We start from the raw sequence: 18308 nt of genomic DNA, 5'->3' as shown, positions 1-18308 counted from the left end.
TTGCTGTGGGTAATCTTTATTATTATGCGCCGTGGCCGTCGACGGACATGTGGCCGAGATCTTTGTCCACCAGGAACAGGCCTTCGCCTTTGTTGCCCACCAGCGCCAGTTTATCCAGCACGGTTTTGAACAGTTTCTCTTCTTCATGCTGCTCTGCCACGTACCACTGCAGGAAGTTGAAGGTCGAGTAATCCTGGGTGGTTAATGCGGTGTGCACCAGCTCGTTGATTTTTTTGGTGATCAACTGCTCATGCTTCAGCGCTTCTTCCAGCACGTCATTCAATGAAGTCCAGCTAATTGCCGGTGCGGCAATGCTGCCCAGAACCGGCAGAGCACCTGCATCGCTGACGTAATCGAACAGCTTCTGCATGTGCTGCATCTCTTCGCGTGAGTGCATTTTCAGGAATGAAGCGGCACCTTCGTAACCTTTGTCGCTGCACCAGGCGCTCATCTGCAGATACAGGTTGGCAGAGAAGAATTCGAGGTTCAGCTGGTCGTTCAAACGAGAGGTCATTTCAGCAGTTAACATGGCTGATTCCTTTTTAATTTATTAGGTGAAGTACGGCGAATTATGCATCAATCTATACTTTTTTGTGAAGGCTTTTTCGTAAAAAGGTTGAATTTATCTTATTGATTGTAAATGGAATTATTCCACTTGTTGAATGCGAGGAGTTCTCAACTTTGACTAATTTTCATTCACGCTGGATTGATTATAGCTGCACATCGGGCGATGCTGAGGCTTGCCTTTACTTGTCAGGAGCTTAGCGGTGTCCAACGTCTTAGAGCATTACCATTATCTGCATGAAATCCCTGAGCTGGGTTTTCAGGAATTTAAAACCTCCGCTTATATTGCCGATCAGCTGGAAAGTGCCGGCATTAAGGTGACGCGCGGCATTAATAACACCACCGGCATTGTGGCGGAAATCGACAGCGGCAAACCTGGCCCGGTGCTGGCGCTGCGTGCGGATATGGATGCGCTGGGGCATATCATTAATGGCGTGGCTTGTGCTCGCCACACCTGCGGTCACGATGGTCACTCCTCGGTGGTGCTGACGGCGGCGCAACAGCTGCTGAAAGAGGGCGCAATTAAGAGAGGACGCCTGAAACTGCTGTTCCAGCCAGCCGAAGAACTGGGTGCCGGGGCGCTGGCGATGATAGAAGGCGGCGCGCTTGATGATGTGGAGATGATTCTTGGCTTCCATGTGCGCCCGCTGGAGGAGTGTCACGTGGGGCAGGCGACGCCGGCGGTGATCTACTCCGCCTGCAGTACGCTGGAAGCGACGATTAAAGGGACTCCCGCGCACGCTGCGCGTCCGCATTTGGGCGTTAACGCGCTGGACGCGGCGGTACAAGCGGTGCAGGCGGTTAACGCCATCCATCTGCCGCCAGGTTTGACCTGGAGCGTCAAAGCGACGCGCTTCCTGTGTGATGCCGGTGTGACCAACTCGGTGCCGGATGAGGCGCGCGTGGTGTGGGATCTGCGTTCGCAGGAAAACGCGCCCATGGACCTGCTGAAAGAGAAGGTGACGCTGGCGATTCAGCACAGCGTGGCGGCGCTGGGTGCCTCGGCGGACGTGGTGGTGCTGAAAGAGATGCCGGCCGCGGAAATTCACGAGGAAGCCACAGCGGTGATTCGCGCGGCGATTGTTGATGTACTGGGCGAAGAGGGTTTGCTGGATACTAAAACCACGCCGGGCAGCGAGGATTTCTTCTATTACCCGGTGAAAAATCCGCAGGTGAAAGCCGGTTTCTGGGGGCTGGGAACCAATCTGGTGCCGGGCCTGCATCATCCTGATATGCGCTTTGAATTGAGCTCGCTGGAGATTGGCGTGAAGATCTTTAAGGCGGCGGTGGTGCGGGTTCTGGGTTAGTTGTGATTGTTTCCCCTCGCCCTGGCCAGCGATTCCCCCCCTCGGCGAAATATTGTATGCTATGCCGCCTCAATTACTGATGGGATTTCAGGACTGCCGCCAATGTAGATCGCGCACCTCTTGCTGTGAACTGACGCTACTGCGTCGCCATTGGCCGCGTTATCCCGAGGAATGACCCCGAAACGATTTATCGCAGCGCGCCGCCCGCGCGTTGCCCTTGAAGAAGAATTCACTCATGTCTAATGCTCCCTTTTTAGAAGAAGTGGCGCGCCGCCGTACCTTTGCGATCATCTCGCACCCGGACGCCGGTAAAACCACAATCACCGAAAAAGTGCTGCTGTTCGGACAGGCGATTCAAACCGCCGGTACCGTCAAAGGCCGCGGCTCCAATCAGCACGCGAAATCAGACTGGATGGAGATGGAGAAACAACGTGGTATCTCCATCACCACCTCGGTGATGCAGTTCCCGTATCGCGATAGCCTCGTTAACCTGCTGGATACCCCAGGACACGAAGACTTCTCCGAAGATACCTACCGTACGCTGACGGCGGTCGACTGCTGCCTGATGGTGATCGATGCCGCGAAAGGCGTCGAAGATCGTACCCGAAAGTTGATGGAAGTAACGCGCCTGCGTGATACGCCGATCATCACTTTCATGAACAAACTCGACCGTGACATCCGCGATCCGATGGAGCTGCTGGATGAAGTGGAGAGCGAGCTGAAAATCGCCTGCGCGCCAATCACCTGGCCGATTGGCTGTGGCAAGTTGTTCAAAGGGGTTTATCACCTCTATAACGACGAAATCTACCTGTATCAAACCGGTAAAGGCCACACCATTCAGGAAGTGCGCATTGTTAAAGGTCTGGCGAATCCAGGGCTGGACGCGGCGGTAGGTGAAGATCTGGCACAGCAGCTGCGCGATGAGCTGGAACTGGTGCAGGGCGCTTCGCACGAGTTCGATCAGGAGCTGTTCCTGAGCGGCGAAATCACCCCGGTATTCTTCGGTACCGCGCTGGGTAACTTCGGCGTTGATCATATGCTCGATGGCCTGGTTTCGTGGGCGCCACGTCCGATGCCGCGCAACACCGACACGCGTCTGGTGGAAGCGAAAGAAGAGAAATTCAGCGGCTTCGTGTTTAAGATCCAGGCAAACATGGACCCGAAACACCGCGACCGCGTGGCATTTATGCGCGTGGTGTCCGGCAAGTACGAAAAAGGCATGAAGCTGCGTCAGGTACGTACCGGTAAAGATGTGGTGATCTCCGATGCGCTGACCTTCATGGCGGGCGACCGTTCGCACGTGGAAGAGGCCTATCCGGGCGACATCATTGGCTTGCACAACCACGGCACCATCCAGATCGGCGACACCTTTACTCAGGGTGAAAACATGAAGTTCACCGGCATTCCGAACTTCGCGCCAGAGCTGTTCCGCCGCATTCGTCTGCGCGATCCGCTGAAGCAGAAACAGCTGCTGAAAGGGCTGGTGCAGCTGTCGGAAGAGGGCGCGGTGCAGGTGTTCCGTCCGGTACATAACAACGATCTGATCGTCGGCGCGGTCGGTGTGCTGCAGTTCGAAGTGGTGGTGGCGCGCCTGAAAAGCGAATACAACGTTGAAGCGATTTACGAAGCCATCAACGTCTCAACCGCCCGTTGGGTTGAGTGTGATGACGCGAAAAAATTCGACGATTTCCAGCGTAAAAACGAAGTGAACCTGGCGCTGGATGGCGGTGATAACCTCACTTACATCGCGCCAACCATGGTGAACCTCAATATCACCCAGGAGCGTTATCCTGACGTGAGATTCCGCAAAACGCGCGAGCACTAATCGGCGTTACCAGCAGGGTCAGTGGTTTTCACTGGCCCTGTTTTATCGGATACAGACTCCTCCTAATTCCGCTGTTTTTTTCTCTTTTTGGCGATATATCAACCACAAGAGCCAGCAAAAGCTGTAATCCCTACTACTATTATCCTGTCGGACGAGAAAAGAGACCTTTCGGGTTTCATTACGTCCACTAACTCAGCAACGCCGTTCGTTGCTGGCGCATCCGCGATAACGGATGAGTTAACTGATAGAAGGATGATATCGATGAATAAGACTAAGATTGCCAAAACCCTGATTGCTGCTCTTGCCGGTTCTGCTCTGCTGAGCGGCGCGGCGTTTGCAGATGAATCACTGTCGCAGAAAGCACAGCAAACCTCCGACAGCGCGGGTTCGAAAATCGATAGCTCAATGAAAAAAGTCGATGGTTATATGGATGACAGCGGCATCACTGCGAAAGCCAAAGCGGCGCTGGTGGATGATGAAGCGATTAAAAGTACGGATATCTCCGTCAAGACGCATGATGGCGTGGTGACCTTGAGCGGCTTCGTTGCCTCTCAGGATCAGGCGGAAAAAGCCGTCGCGCTGGTGCAGAAAGTCGAAGGTGTGAAATCCGTCAGTGACAAACTGCACGTTAAAGACAGCAAAAATGCTTCGCTGAAGGGTTATGCCGGTGATACCGCCACCACCAGCGAAATTAAAGCTAAGCTTTTAGCAGATGACATTGTGCCATCGCGCAACGTTAAGGTGGAAACCACCAATGGCGTGGTGCAGTTATCTGGGGAAGTGGCGAACCAGGCACAGTCCGATCGTGCTGAGAAAATCGCCAAAGCCATTGAAGGCGTGAAAAGCGTGAAGAATGACCTGAAGGTGAAATCTTAACGCGGGCGACTCGGCACCTGCTGGTGCCGTTTCGTAATAAAAACAAAGGTGTAAATAAGCAGTTCGATTTTCACAATGGTAAAGGAGAGGCTTATGTTTCGTTGGGGTATTATCTTTCTGGTCATCGCTCTGATTGCTGCAGCATTAGGTTTCGGCGGTTTGGCGGGTACGGCAGCATGGGCAGCTAAAATTGTCTTCATTGTCGGTATTATTCTGTTCCTCGTGAGCCTGTTTACCGGGCGCAAACGACCCTGACTACTTGCGTCATAGACGCTAACCCGCGAGTTACGTAAAGCGGAGACCGGTCATTTGCGGCATACTATGAAGCCGCAACGATTGCAGACGCAATTGGTCAGGGAACGACAATGACTGGTTCTCCGGGATGCTGCTCAGGCAGCTCCCTCAGAGCAAACACTGAGGGACATCCATTGGGTACTCGTATTCCGCTGACGTTAGGTTCATTTGAACCGCTGGCTTTAACTCCCTTCAAATCCAACAAAATTGCCTTAGTGTGCGAAGGCGGCGGCCAGCGTGGCATCTTCACTGCGGGCGTACTGGATGAGTTTCAACGCGCTGGATTCAATCCCTTTCAACTGATGCTTGGCACCTCTGCCGGTGCACAAAATCTTTCTGCTTTTGTCTGCGGCCAACCTGGCTACGCACGACGCGTGATCTCCCGTTACACCACCAGCAAACTGTTTTTCGATCCGCTACGTTTCGTGCGCGGAGGGCATCTTATCGATCTCGATTGGCTGATCGATATCACCAAACAGGAATTTCCGCTGGCGCTCACCACCGCCGAAGGGCTGTTTGCCAAAGGCAGCGAGTTCTATATGTGCGCTTGCCGGAGCGACGATTATCGTGCTGAGTACTTCAACCCGACCAGCACCAACTGGCATGACATCATCAAAGCCTCCAGCGCGATTCCCGGCTTCTACCGCAGCGGCGTGCAGATGGATGGCGTGAGCTATCTGGATGGTGGCATCAGTGATGCGATCCCGGTGCGTGAAGCGGCACGCCGTGGCGCGGATACCATCGTGGTGATCCGCACCGTGCCGTCGCAGATGTCGTATACGCCGAAGTGGTTCAAACGCATGGAGCGCTTTTTGTCCGATAGCGCGTTGCAGCCGATGATCAACGTCCTGCATCAGCATGAAGAGAGCTATCGTGAAATCCAGCAGTTCATTGAACAGCCGCCGGATAACCTGCGCATCATTGAAATCTGCCCGCCTAAGCCGCTGGCGAGCATGGCGCTCGGCAGCCGTTTGTCCTCGCTCAATCAGGATTACCATTTAGGTCGCCGCAGCGGACGCTATTTCCTCGCCACGCTCGGCCAATGGCTCAGCGATGCCGAACCGCTGGTGCGTTCAACCACGGTAACGCCGCCGGCTGCCGTTGCCAATGCGCCCGACAATCGCCCGTTGATTACGCCCGCGCTGGCGGAAAACGATGCTGATTTTGATAAAGGCTCGCTGGCATGAAGTTTATCGACACCCATTGTCACTTTGATTTTCCACCGTTCGTTGATGCGGCACCCGCCAGTATTGCGCGCGCGGCGCAGGCGGGCGTGGAACGCATCATTGTGCCAAGCGTCGCTGCCAGCCGTTTTGCATTGGTCAGTCAGCTGGCGCAGCAGCATGGCGCGCTGTATGCCGCATTGGGCCTGCATCCGATCAATATTGCACAGCATCAGGAAGATGCGCATCTTGGCGAGCTGGAAAGCTGGTTGAAGAAGCCAGATAGCAAGCGCGTGGCGATCGGCGAGATCGGTCTCGATCTCTATATGCAGGAGGCGCAATTCGCTAAGCAGACGCGGCTGCTTGATAAGCAGCTTAAGCTGGCGAAGCAGTACGATCTGCCGGTGATTCTGCACTCGCGGCGCACCCACGATCAGTTAGCTGTGCACCTGCGTCGTCACGATCTGCCACGCCGTGGCGTCGTGCACGGTTTTGCCGGCAGCCAGCAGCAGGCCGAGCGCTTTATTCAGCTCGGCTATGCGATTGGCGTCGGCGGCACCATTACCTATGAACGTGCTAGCAAAACCCGCAATACCATCGCCAACCTGCCGCTACATTCCCTGTTGCTGGAAACCGACGCGCCCGATATGCCGCTGCAAGGTTTTCAGGGCCAGCCTAACCGTCCGGAGCGGGCGCGCAACGTGTTTGACGTGCTGTGCCAGCTTCGCAGCGAATCGCCCGAGGTGATTGCCGACGCATTATGGCAAAACAGCCTGCGCCTGTTTGCTCTGCCTGCCTGATCCTCCCCGACAGATTCTGCATTTACGCTGCCTTACGCCCGATTAGCTACAGTATTAAAGCGGGAAGTACACTTTTACGTCCTTTTTTGTGATAATAATAACAACGACAGTTTGGTTGATATTTTGGCCTGATCAGCAATTATTTGTGATGTTTATCACTAAATAATTGTATTTTCATGACAGATTTTCTTTTCTGTGTGACGTGAGGCGCAATTCATCGTCACGGTAATTGTTAGGATTATCACATTTTCCGGTGGGTTGTGCCTGCCGGTCTGACTTTTGGAGAGCATCATGACCGACCTTAAAGCAGCCGCACAGCGCGCACTGCAACTGATGGATTTAACCACCCTGAATGAAGATGACACCGACGAGAAGGTGATCGCGCTGTGCCGTCAGGCGAAATCACCAGCCGGTAACACCGCGGCTATCTGTATCTATCCGCGTTTCATTCCGGCGGCGCGTAAAGCGCTGCGTGAACAGGGCACACCGGACATCCGCATCGCCACCGTGACCAACTTCCCGCATGGCAACGATGACATCGAGATCGCACTGGCCGAAACCCGTGCGGCAATCGCCTACGGTGCTGACGAAGTCGACGTGGTGTTCCCGTATCGCGCACTGATTGCGGGCAACCGCGACATCGGTTTCGAGCTGGTGAAAGCCTGTAAAGCCGCCTGCGCAGAAGCCAACGTGCTGCTGAAAGTGATCATCGAAAGCGGTGAGCTGAAAGACGAAGCGCTGATTCGTGCCGCTTCGGAAATCGCTATCGATGCGGGCGCAGATTTCATCAAAACCTCAACCGGAAAAGTGCCGGTCAACGCTACGCCAGACGTGGCGGCGATCATGATGCAGGTGATTCGAGATAAAGGCGTGCAGCAGCAGGTTGGTTTCAAACCGGCGGGCGGCGTGCGCACCGCTGAAGACGCGGCGCTGTATCTGAAACTGGCCGACGACATTCTGGGCCAAGGCTGGGCCGATGCGCGTCATTTCCGCTTTGGCGCTTCCAGCCTGCTGGCAAGCCTGCTCAACACGCTGGGCCACGAAACCGCGACCAGCAAAGCGGGCTACTAAGTTCAATCCATTCTTTGTAGGGTCGCCATTCATGGCGACCTCCTCATTCCAGGGAGGCAACCGTGTTCCTGCCACAAGAAATTATTCGTAAAAAACGCGACGGCCAGGCGCTGAGTGAAGCGGAGATCCGCTTCTTCATCAATGGCGTGCGCGACAACAGCGTCTCGGAAGGCCAGATCGCCGCGCTGGCGATGACCATCTATTTCCACGATATGACGCTGGAAGAGCGCGTGGCGTTAACCATGGCGATGCGTGATTCCGGCACGGTGCTGAACTGGAAATCGCTGAATCTCAACGGCCCGATTGTGGATAAGCACTCCACCGGCGGCGTGGGCGATGTGACTTCGCTGATGCTCGGTCCGATGGTAGCGGCCTGCGGCGGCTACGTGCCGATGATCTCCGGTCGCGGTCTGGGCCATACCGGCGGCACGCTGGATAAACTGGAAGCGATTCCTGGCTTTGATATCTTCCCCAGCGACGATCGTTTCCGCCAAATCATTAAAGATGTCGGCATCGCGATTATTGGCCAGACCAACTCGCTGGCGCCGGCCGACAAGCGTTTCTACGCTACGCGCGATATCACCGCCACCGTCGATTCCATTCCGCTGATCACCGCCTCGATCCTCGCTAAAAAACTGGCGGAAGGATTGGATGCGCTGGTGATGGACGTCAAAGTGGGTTCCGGTGCCTTTATGCCGACCTTCGAAGCGTCAGAAAATCTGGCGCAGGCGATTGTCGGCGTGGCGAACGGTGCAGGCTGCAAAACCACCGCGCTGCTGACCGACATGAATCAGGTGCTGGCTTCCACTGCCGGTAATGCGCTGGAAGTACGTGAAGCGGTGCAGTTCCTGACAGGCGTTGCACGCAATCCACGCTTGCTGGAAGTGACGATGGCGCTGTGCTCAGAAATGCTGATCTCCGGCAAACTGGCGGAGAACGATACCGAAGCGCGCAAAAAACTGCAGCAGGTGCTGGATAACGGCAAGGCCGCTGAAGTGTTCGCCCGCATGGTGGCGGCGCAAAATGGTCCGGCAGATTTCATTGAGCGCATGGACAGCTATTTGCCGGCACCAACCCTAAGCAAAGCGGTTTACGCCGAGGGTGCTGGCATTGTCAGCGCCATGGATACGCGCGCGCTCGGCATGGCGGTGGTGTCGCTTGGCGGCGGACGTCAGCGCGCCAGCGACAGCATTGATTACAGCGTCGGCCTGAGTGACATGACCACGCTCGGCACCCAGATTGACGCGCAGCGCCCGCTGGCCATCATTCACGCCAGTTCGGAAGCGCAGTGGCAGCAGGCCGCTGCTGCGGTGAAAGCCGCCATCACCTTGAGTGACAGCGCGCCAGCGATGACGCCGGTGGTTTATCGTCGCGTCAGTGAATAACTGGCGCTTCTGCGTGCCAGGCAGCGGCCGTTCGGGTATACTGATCTGATCGCTTTTTTTTGACTTGTCATCGCGCATTGCGCAGGAGACTTGCATGAAACGTGCTTTTATTATGGTTCTCGACTCCTTCGGGATCGGTTCCAGCAAAGACGCCGATAAATTCGGTGATGAAGGATCGGACACCCTCGGCCATATCGCCGAAGCGTGTTTCGAAGGCCGCGCCAATGAAGGTCGCGAAGGCCCGCTGCACTTACCTAACCTGACTAAATTAGGACTCGGCAAAGCCGCTGAGCTTTCCACCGGTCGCTTCCCGCCAGGCCTCGATCCCAACGCGGAAATCATCGGTGCGTACGCTTACGCCAGCGAACTGTCGTCGGGTAAAGATACGCCGTCGGGCCACTGGGAAATCGCCGGCGTGCCGGTACTGTTTGATTGGGGCTACTTCAGCGACAAAGAGAACAGCTTCCCGCAGGAATTGCTGGATATCCTGGTGAAACGCGCCGATCTGCCGGGCTATCTCGGCAACTGTCACTCTTCAGGAACGGTAATTCTCGACCAGCTCGGCGAAGAGCATATGAAATCCGGCAAGCCGATTTTCTATACTTCGGCGGACTCGGTATTCCAGATTGCCTGCCACGAAGAGACCTTTGGCCTCGAACGCCTGTATGAACTGTGCGAAATCGCCCGTGAAGAGCTGACGAAAGGTGGCTACAACATTGGCCGCGTGATTGCGCGTCCGTTTGTTGGCGACAAAGCCGGACACTTCGAGCGTACCGGCAACCGTCATGACCTCGCGGTAGAACCGCCATCGGCGACCATGCTGAAAAAACTGGTCGATGAGAAGGGCGGTGAAGTGATTTCGGTAGGTAAAATCGCCGATATCTACGCCGAGCAGGGCATCACGCAGAAAGTGAAAGCGACCGGTTTAGACGCGCTGTTCGATGCCACCATTGAGCAGATGAAAAAAGCGCCTGATACCTCAATTGTGTTCACTAACTTCGTTGATTTTGACTCAACGTGGGGACATCGTCGTGATATCGCCGGTTACGCGGGCGGGCTGGAGTTATTCGATCGTCGTTTACCCGAGCTGATGGAACTGGTGAAAGAGGGTGACATTCTGATCCTCACCGCCGATCACGGCTGCGATCCCAGCTGGGAAGGCACCGAACATACGCGCGAGCACATTCCGATTCTGATTTACGGTCCGCATGTGAAGCCAGGTTCGCTGGGATACCGCGATACCTTCGCCGATATCGGCCAGACCATCGCAAAATATTTCGGCCTGTCCAGCATGGACTACGGCAAGAGCATGCTGTAAAACAGCGCACCAATTTTTATAAGGAAAATAATCATGGCAACGCCTCATATTAATGCAGAAATGGGTGATTTCGCGGACGTCGTGCTGATGCCGGGCGATCCGCTGCGCGCGAAGCACATTGCGGAAACCTTCCTCGAAGATGCGGTAGAAGTGAACAACGTGCGCGGCATGCTGGGTTACACCGGTACTTATAAAGGCCGCAAGATTTCGGTAATGGGTCACGGCATGGGCATTCCATCCTGCTCGATCTACACCAAAGAGCTGATCACCGATTTCGGCGTGAAGAAGATCATCCGTGTGGGTTCATGTGGCGCAGTGCGCGCTGACGTGAAACTGCGTGACGTGGTGATTGGGATGGGTGCCTGCACCGATTCCAAAGTGAACCGTATGCGCTTCAAGGATCATGATTTCGCCGCAATCGCGGACTTCGACATGGTGCGCAACGCGGTTGACGCGGCCAAAGCGCTGGGCGTTGATGCACGCGTGGGTAACATCTTCTCGGCCGACCTGTTCTATACGCCAGATCCGCAGATGTTCGACGTGATGGAGAAGTACGGCATTCTGGGCGTGGAAATGGAAGCGGCGGGTATTTACGGCGTGGCGGCGGAGTTCGGTGCGAAAGCGCTGACTATCTGCACCGTGTCGGATCATATCCGCACCCATGAGCAGACCACCGCAGCTGAACGCCAGACCACCTTCAACGATATGATTAAGATCGCGCTGGAGTCGGTGCTGCTGGGGGATTAATTTCTATCCTTGCTGCGCCTATTAACCAGGGCGGCATAAATGCCGCCCCTACAACGAATGTAGGGTCGCCATTCATGGCGACCTGGCTCCCCACCGTAAACATCTGACACACTTTTACCCAGGCTTGTGCATCTTCGTGCTGGCTCTGAAACATTCTCTGCTTATCATTAGCGTGATAACAAAGAGACTAAGCCCACCTGATGAATTTTCGTAATTTCGAAGCAGAAGAAAAGCTGTTTGCCCGCCGTGCGATTGTCGCTTTTGCCCTGGTTGTCATCTGCTTTACCATTTTAGGCATCAACCTGTATCGCCTGCAGGTTGATCAGCACAGCTATTACCAAACGCGGTCCAATGAGAACGACATCAAAATGATCCCCATTGCGCCGACGCGTGGGCTGATTTTCGATCGCAACGGTATCCCGCTGGTACGCAACGTCAGCTGGTATGATATTCACATCACGCCGTACAAAATCGCCGACATGCAGGCAACGCTAAAAGCGCTAACGCCGATTGTCGATCTGACGCCAGAAGAGATCGAAACCTTCGAGCATGAACTCAAGCAGAACAGCCGCTACAAGCCGGTTGAACTGAAAGCCGAACTGACTGACGAAGAAGTGGCGCGCTTCGCCGTCAATCAATTCCGCTTTAGCGGCGTCACCGTCGATACCTATCAGGATCGCGAATATCCTTACGGCGCCGATCTGGCGCACGTGCTCGGCTACGTCTCGAAAATCAACGATAACGACTACAAGCGTCTGAACGCTCAAGGTGTGGGCGAGAACTATGCCGCCGACCACAACATCGGTAAGCAGGGCATTGAGGGCTATTACGAATCGCTGCTGCACGGCAAAACCGGCTATCAGGAAGTGGAGGTGGATAATCACGGCCGCATCGTGCGCGTGCTGAAAGAGGTGCCGCCGGTTGCCGGACAAAACATCACGCTAACGCTTGATCTTCATCTGCAGCAGTATGTTGAGAGCCAGCTGGCGGGGCAACGCGCGGCGGCGCTGATTGAAGATCCGCACGACGGCAGCGTGCTGGCGATGGTCTCCGCGCCGAGCTACGATCCCAATCCGTTCGTTAAAGGCATCAGCTATAAAGCCTATAAAACCCTGCTGCAGGATAAAGACCTGCCGCTGATTAACCGCGTCACCCAGGGGTTGTATCCGCCAGCCTCGACGGTGAAGCCGTATATGGCGATGTCCGCGCTGCTCACCAAAGTGATTACGCCGGGCACCACCTTCTTCGGCGCGCCAACCTGGACGCTGCCGGGCACCGATCGCAAATATCGCGACTGGAAAAAATCGGGCCACGGCATGCTGGATGTCACGCGCGCGATTGAGGAGTCCGCCGACACCTTCTTCTATCAGGTGGCGTTCATGATGGGTATCGATCGCATCCACACCATGCTGAGCCAGTTTGGCTACGGCAAATCGACCGGCATCGATCTCAACGAAGAGTACGCGGGCTTGCTGCCGAGCCGCGAGTGGAAGCAAAAGGTGCACAAACATGTGTGGTATCAGGGCGATACAGTATCGGTCGGTATTGGGCAAGGTTATTGGGTGGCTACGCCGATTCAGATGGTGAAAGCGATGGTGGCGCTGATCAACAATGGCCGCGTGATCAACCCGCATCTGCTGGAGAAATCGCAGCGTGGCACCGACATGCAGCCGTATCAGCCGAAATTACCGCAGGCGCAGATTGGCGATGCCAAATCGCCGTACTGGTCGCTGGTGCGCCACGCCATGTTCGGTATGGCGAATGCGCCAAACGGCACCGGCTACAAATACTTCCACACCGCGCCGTACGGCATTGCGGCCAAATCGGGCACCTCGCAGGTCTTCAGCCTCAAGCAGAATCAGGTGTATAACGCCAAAATGACGCCGATGCGTCTGCGCGATCACATCTTCTATACCGCGTTTGCACCGTTTAACGATCCCAAAGTAGCAGTGGCGTTGATTCTGGAAAACGGCGGCAACGAAGGCGTCACGGCGGCGCCGCTGATGCGCAACATCCTTGACCATATCTTTGTGCCGGAAGCTGCAGCGCCGCCGCTGGCAACAGCGGCGCAGTAGGAAAGTGAATTAGTCCTCTTTCAATGCATCCGTAACGTGGCCGATGGCGCGCACCACTTCGCTGGAACTGCCGCGAATATCGGCCATCATGCCGCCCGCTTCCTGCGCTAACACCACGCCTTGATCGGCGCGTTTCAGGTTAGATGCAATGCCTTTCAGCGCTTTCTCCGCCAATGTGTGGTTCTGCTGCACCATATTCTCAATCTCGGTGGTAGCGCGGTTGATGTTCGCCGCCAGCGTACGCACTTCGTTGGCCACCACGGCGAAGCTGCGACCGTGCTGACCGGCGCGCGCCGCTTCTACCGCCGCGTTGAGCGCCAGCAGATTAGTTTGATCGGCGATGCGGCGAATGCTTTCGACGATGGCGCCAATGCGATCGGATGAGTCGCTCAGATTACTGATATCGCCGGAAATACCGTGCAGTTCGCCAGCCAGATCGTTCATGGTCTGCACGCTGTTTTCAATCACCGTCGCACCCAGTCGCGTGCTTTCGCTGGTTTGCAGCGCGGTTTGATACGCCTGCTGCGCCGCTTCGCGCTCCAGCTGATTCTTCTCTACCTGCGCGGTGACATCGGTGGCGAACTTCACCACTTTGTACAGCTCGCCGGCTTCGTTAAACACCGGGTTGTAGGTGGCGCGCAACCACACCGTTTGGCCACGTTTATTCACGCGCTGAAACTGACCGGAGATAAATTCGCCCTGATTGAGCTTGTGCCAGAAGCGGCGATACTCGTCGCTGGCACGCATCTCTGGCGGACAGAACTGGCGGTGATGCACGCCAACTACTTCCGTCGCGCTGTAGCCCATGGTTTTCAGGAAGTTGTCGTTGGTCATCAACACTTCGCCCTGCAAGTTGAAGGCAATCACCGCCATGGAGCGCTCTATGGCGGTGGTCATCGCGCGCTGCTCCTGCGCATCCATAATGCGCGCGGTGATATCGCTCGCCAGCTTGACGATTTTAATCACGCGACCGCTGCGATCCTGCACCGGCACATAGTTGGCTTCCAGCCAGATGGGACGGCTGTGTTTTGCCACGCGCAGGAATTTGTCGCTAAAACCTTCGCCACGATTCAGGCGCCGCCAGAAGTCGCGATAGTGCGGAGAGGTGATCTGATCGGCGGTGCAAAACAGGCTGTGATGCTGGCCGACGATCTCTTTGAGCGTATAACCCATGCGCTCAAGAAACAGATCGTTGGCGGTGAGAATTTTGCCTTCGGGGGTGAATTCGACCATGGCGATAGCGTCCTGCAACGAATTGAGCGTTGCCAGGCTATGACCGCGTTTCTGCCACGCAAGGCGCGACAGGATTCCTGATGTAATTGTGCTGAACATGGTGCACCTTAATTATTGGTATGAGATGTCAGCACGGTTATCGGCACAAGCGATTAAAAATTCATCGATAACTGCGATAGGTAGAATGATTTTTTACCGGTTGGTCTGGCGGTTGCTTTAAAAGGCATCAGTCAGTCAATTTTTGCCGAAAAGCGTTTGACGGTGCCGCGCCAGTAAGGTTTAATGCGCCCCGTTGCCCGGATAGCTCAGTCGGTAGAGCAGGGGATTGAAAATCCCCGTGTCCGTGGTTCGATTCCGCGTCCGGGCACCAACATTTAGAAAACCCAGCTTATGGCTGGGTTTTTGCTTTTCTGCGATTCATCACTCTTCAAACAAACGCTCGACGATTGCGACTCAAAGCGGAAATTGAGCATCTGTATCGCCAGAGGTAACTCGCGTTCTGTTAAGCAGTAGGACGTTCGTTCCATGCATTCGTGTACTGGATGTTGCCAACAACGATGCGCCAGGTGATTTTTTCATACTGCATGCTAACGCTTTCTGAGTGATTCATTTTATCGTTGCCCGATAGTTTCACATTGGGAACACCGCAGTGAACGCCAGTAATCTTCACGTTTTCCAGTAGCACCGTGTAGTAGCAAACCTCTTGCCCAGCATCGCTAATATTGTAAAAGCGGATCTCGGCGCTCTTTAATGTCTGCCCGGTAGCAGCGGCTTTATAAAGATAGGGCGTTGAGCTATCCACTTCCTTTTCAATACGCATTGATGAATGTTGGCGAGTACCCGTGATTTTGCCGTTGGCAGTATCTACCGGGAGGTTGATGCCGTGACTTAAGCCGATGATCTCAATACTACCTTCGCGCTCATGAACATCGACAGAGCCTCTGATGTCTACACCGCCATCGTCTTTGAGCCACATGTACGGAGGGATTGGCATTTAATTGCTCCTTATTTTTTGTAATAACTTCATTGTTGAGATGTAAATAACAGTAGTTATAGACAAGACACAAATTACGGATATATAAAAATAAAGGTCGTAGAAGTTATCCGCTCCTATTTCGCCATCACCATAAATAAATTTAGCGATGCGAGTAGCTAAGTTATGATCCAACCATATTTCAGGGTTGCCTATTATTCGCCCGGTAATCAGTGAAATAGCGAAATAGAAAATAACTTTTGATGTCCTACGGACAAATGTTGTTATTGCCACTGGCAATTACCTCAATCCATCCACGTGCCATCAGGGATTTCATACAGGGAACCTGCATAGGTGAAGTCTGCATTAATGCGTCGCGAATCAGTGCGTAATCTGAGTTATGAACCAAAGTAATGCATCCCTCTGATACGCGGCCTGGATGAAGCCTGAACAATCCGCGTTTGACTCCCTCAATCCAGGAATCATCATCAATAGTCCAGTCATCCCTAAACAAAGCAAACCACTCATCACGACCAAACTCAGCACCGTTATAAATGCGGTTATAAAGATCCTGAGACTGTGCTTTTAACCACGATAAAATCCCGCCTCCGCCGCGCTCGACAATCCAGTATTTACCCGGTGGTATGGGCCCTTCATTGGGAATTGCGCCACATGCGGCATTATTCATATAAACGCCTTTTCCTGAGAACGCCATAAAAACGCCCACGCCATAAATGTTGAACGGTACATAATCCGCGCCGTTCAGAATCAGTGTTCCATTTAGTGCCATCGTTCCTTCGATATCCATGTAATAACTGTGTGTGATAGTAACAGCGAATAGGATTTAGAGAAACTAATTATTAGCGTTTCTTATGGGTTTAACTAACGTTGGGAAGTAATGTTTTTTTGAGTTGCGGACAAAATCCAAACTTTTAATAGCTATATATGTAACTTGTTCACTGATTAGTGAAGCCTGTGGTAATTGCGCAGCACGTCTAAAGTGAGAATGAAATTCAACTGGAATGGTTTCAGTATAAATGAATGCATTCTGGGAAAACCGGCAGAACCAATCATTTGGCAGATACTTATTGGTGCCAGAGAATTGGCTACACAACACAGGTGCGCTCCAGCGGCAGACAGCTGGCGGAAGCAGAGAAATTACTTTAGAAGGGCATAATTAGTGTAGTTGTTGAAAGCATCTATCCGCTGGCAGAAGTTTACGCCGCACATGAGCGCGCTGGCTGGGGAAATATCCAGGGAAAGATTGTTCTGACTCACGTTTGAATAATTTTTTTTGCCAGTAGAAGTGGGCTAAGAAGGGTTGTATTCAGCAACGATTTAAAGGTCAGCCGCTTAACCTTGGTAAATTGGAATCTGTTGACATTGTAATCTTTTTTGATCCTGAAACCGTGTGAGCGGATAGAACCCGGTATCAAGCCGGATTCTATCCGCTATTATTCAATAAATAGCGCTTTGTTCAATCGACTTAAAATCGATATCCCACACCAATATTGAATCCATTAATTGCATAATCCTTATTTTCGTAGCTGGCTTTAGAGCCTTCATATCCAATATCTATTGTCAGACTATTCCATGGATTAATTTGCACACCAGCACCGTACATGAAGTTGGTAGATTTACCGCTAGCACTGATATTTCCCAAGTCGGTATAACTCCCTCCACCATAGTTTTTCCAGTCATAATTATAATTAACTTTGCTATGGTTAAATCCAACCAGGCCATAAACACTAATTATACTGTTAATTCTGTAAGCCGGGCCTACTGCCAGAGAGTAATATTTTGCATCTGCATGACGATCGATAATGTCTTTAGCTGCTAAATAGCTGCTGTCATCACTACCCTTCATATAGGTAAATGAAGTGATAATACTCAGCGGCGAATTCCATTCATAACGATATTTCGCATTCACACCGTGAATGTCTTTGAAATCCTTCACCTTACTTTGTGCATAACCCAGGGTGATGGTGTGATTATCTGCTTTAACAACAGCTGAGGTAGTCATTGCAGCTAAAAAAGCCAGAGATACTATGGTGTACTTCATAAATCATCCTTAATTAACAAGTTACTCACAGTTGCGCTTTCTGTGAATATTAAAACTACAGTTGATGACAAGGTGAATTCAATAAATATCGTGAAATTTTGAGATGCCTGTCTGCTTTTCTTCTCTTGGTTAGTTAGGGTTAAGTGCATTTATTACTTGTTCTATTTAAGTATTGTCTTATTTTTTTTGGTGTGGTTGAAATATACAGATATGTCTTGTTGTTGATGCTGTAAACGCCCCAAGTATATTTGTTGCTAAGATCGGAGGTTTCATTAAATCATTCTGTAAGTCATAATTAACCGGATAATAATTAAAAGAATGAAAATCAAGAAAGTTATAGCAGTAATCGCTCAGCGTATTTTTTTATTCTATTATTTCTTACTCACCATAAAGTCTACATTATCTTCATATGGCCACACCGCAGGAAATCTAAAAACACTTCCTCGCCGGATAGACTTCTCTTAATAATTTAGTGGTTTGATATATTCCATCATTTAACCTTCAGGTTATGTCCGCCAGATGGATCGGCAGGTTTTCTTACTTCCATAGAAAAATCAGCTTTACCTCAATGTTTGCCTTTGGATTGACAACTTCAAATCGGCCATGTTGCGTATC

16 protein-coding genes and 1 tRNA gene are annotated in these 18308 nt (G+C 52.9%); 12 read left to right on the top strand and 5 right to left on the bottom strand.

The features are described from left to right. Window positions 1–22: 22 nt before the first annotated feature. Entirely contained in the window at window positions 23–529 is a 507-nt protein-coding gene (gene ftnA / locus WH298_RS06220; RefSeq protein WP_007893200.1) for a non-heme ferritin, read from the bottom strand. 238 nt (window positions 530–767) lie between these two features. Here ftnA and WH298_RS06215 point away from each other — a divergent pair, with 238 nt between their 5' ends. The 11 genes from WH298_RS06215 (at window position 768) to mrdA (ending at window position 13425) form a co-directional block, all read left to right on the top strand. Next, window positions 768–1871, top strand: coding sequence for an amidohydrolase (locus tag WH298_RS06215; protein ID WP_180822470.1), 1104 nt, complete (start codon window positions 768–770; stop codon window positions 1869–1871). Between the two features lie 235 nt (window positions 1872–2106). Beyond that, entirely contained in the window at window positions 2107–3696 is a 1590-nt protein-coding gene (prfC, locus tag WH298_RS06210; protein ID WP_180822469.1) for a peptide chain release factor 3, read from the top strand. A 261-nt stretch (window positions 3697–3957) separates the two neighbouring features. Beyond that, the gene (osmY, locus tag WH298_RS06205) at window positions 3958–4572 is read left to right on the top strand and encodes a molecular chaperone OsmY (protein ID WP_180822468.1); all 615 of its coding nucleotides are present in this window, start codon (window positions 3958–3960) and stop codon (window positions 4570–4572) included. A 93-nt stretch (window positions 4573–4665) separates the two neighbouring features. Beyond that, complete coding sequence (locus WH298_RS06200) at window positions 4666–4827, top strand: DUF1328 domain-containing protein (protein WP_007893192.1); 162 nt, start codon at window positions 4666–4668, stop codon at window positions 4825–4827. A 173-nt stretch (window positions 4828–5000) separates the two neighbouring features. Further along, window positions 5001–6053 (top strand): patatin-like phospholipase family protein, encoded by a 1053-nt coding sequence (locus WH298_RS06195; RefSeq protein WP_007893189.1) that lies wholly within the window; start codon window positions 5001–5003, stop codon window positions 6051–6053. After that, window positions 6050–6829: a TatD family hydrolase gene (locus WH298_RS06190; RefSeq protein WP_180822467.1), complete on the top strand. Its 780-nt coding sequence runs from the start codon at window positions 6050–6052 to the stop codon at window positions 6827–6829. The genes WH298_RS06195 and WH298_RS06190 overlap by 4 nt, the downstream gene beginning before the upstream one ends. A 291-nt stretch (window positions 6830–7120) precedes the next feature. Next, a complete protein-coding gene (deoC, locus tag WH298_RS06185; protein WP_049850655.1) occupies window positions 7121–7900 on the top strand; it encodes a deoxyribose-phosphate aldolase in 780 nt (259 codons plus the stop codon). Between the two features lie 62 nt (window positions 7901–7962). Beyond that, the gene (gene deoA, locus WH298_RS06180) at window positions 7963–9285 is read left to right on the top strand and encodes a thymidine phosphorylase (RefSeq protein ID WP_007893182.1); all 1323 of its coding nucleotides are present in this window, start codon (window positions 7963–7965) and stop codon (window positions 9283–9285) included. Between the two features lie 94 nt (window positions 9286–9379). Next, complete coding sequence (gene deoB / locus WH298_RS06175; protein ID WP_180822466.1) at window positions 9380–10603, top strand: phosphopentomutase; 1224 nt, start codon at window positions 9380–9382, stop codon at window positions 10601–10603. 33 nt (window positions 10604–10636) lie between these two features. Next, window positions 10637–11350, top strand: coding sequence for a purine-nucleoside phosphorylase (gene deoD, locus WH298_RS06170; protein ID WP_007893178.1), 714 nt, complete (start codon window positions 10637–10639; stop codon window positions 11348–11350). A gap of 200 nt (window positions 11351–11550) precedes the next feature. Next, window positions 11551–13425 (top strand): penicillin-binding protein 2, encoded by a 1875-nt coding sequence (gene mrdA, locus WH298_RS06165; protein ID WP_007893176.1) that lies wholly within the window; start codon window positions 11551–11553, stop codon window positions 13423–13425. Between the two features lie 9 nt (window positions 13426–13434). Here mrdA and WH298_RS06160 read toward each other — a convergent pair whose 3' ends face one another. Beyond that, window positions 13435–14757 carry a methyl-accepting chemotaxis protein gene (locus tag WH298_RS06160; RefSeq protein WP_180822465.1) on the bottom strand — a complete coding sequence of 441 codons (1323 nt, stop codon included), beginning with the start codon at window positions 14755–14757 and terminating at the stop codon, window positions 13435–13437. Between the two features lie 195 nt (window positions 14758–14952). Here WH298_RS06160 and WH298_RS06155 point away from each other — a divergent pair. Beyond that, a tRNA-Phe gene (locus tag WH298_RS06155) sits at window positions 14953–15028 on the top strand. Window positions 15029–15160: 132 nt separating this feature from the next. On the opposite strand, the gene WH298_RS06150 is transcribed toward WH298_RS06155, so the two are convergent. From WH298_RS06150 to WH298_RS06135, 3 genes are all read right to left on the bottom strand, one after another. Further along, a complete protein-coding gene (locus WH298_RS06150; protein ID WP_180822464.1) occupies window positions 15161–15652 on the bottom strand; it encodes an Hcp family type VI secretion system effector in 492 nt (163 codons plus the stop codon). 247 nt (window positions 15653–15899) lie between these two features. After that, window positions 15900–16421 (bottom strand): DUF2778 domain-containing protein, encoded by a 522-nt coding sequence (locus tag WH298_RS06145; protein ID WP_180823695.1) that lies wholly within the window; start codon window positions 16419–16421, stop codon window positions 15900–15902. A gap of 696 nt (window positions 16422–17117) precedes the next feature. Further along, on the bottom strand, window positions 17118–17693 hold the full coding sequence (locus WH298_RS06135; RefSeq protein WP_180822463.1) for an Ail/Lom family outer membrane beta-barrel protein: 576 nt from the start codon (window positions 17691–17693) through the stop codon (window positions 17118–17120). Window positions 17694–18308: the final 615 nt, after the last annotated feature.

The sequence above is a fragment of the Pantoea nemavictus genome (genome assembly GCF_037479095.1).
Taxonomy (GTDB): domain Bacteria; phylum Pseudomonadota; class Gammaproteobacteria; order Enterobacterales; family Enterobacteriaceae; genus Pantoea; species Pantoea nemavictus.
The sequence above is the reverse complement of the archived record's forward strand: the minus strand, read 5'-3'. Positions and strand labels throughout refer to the sequence as shown.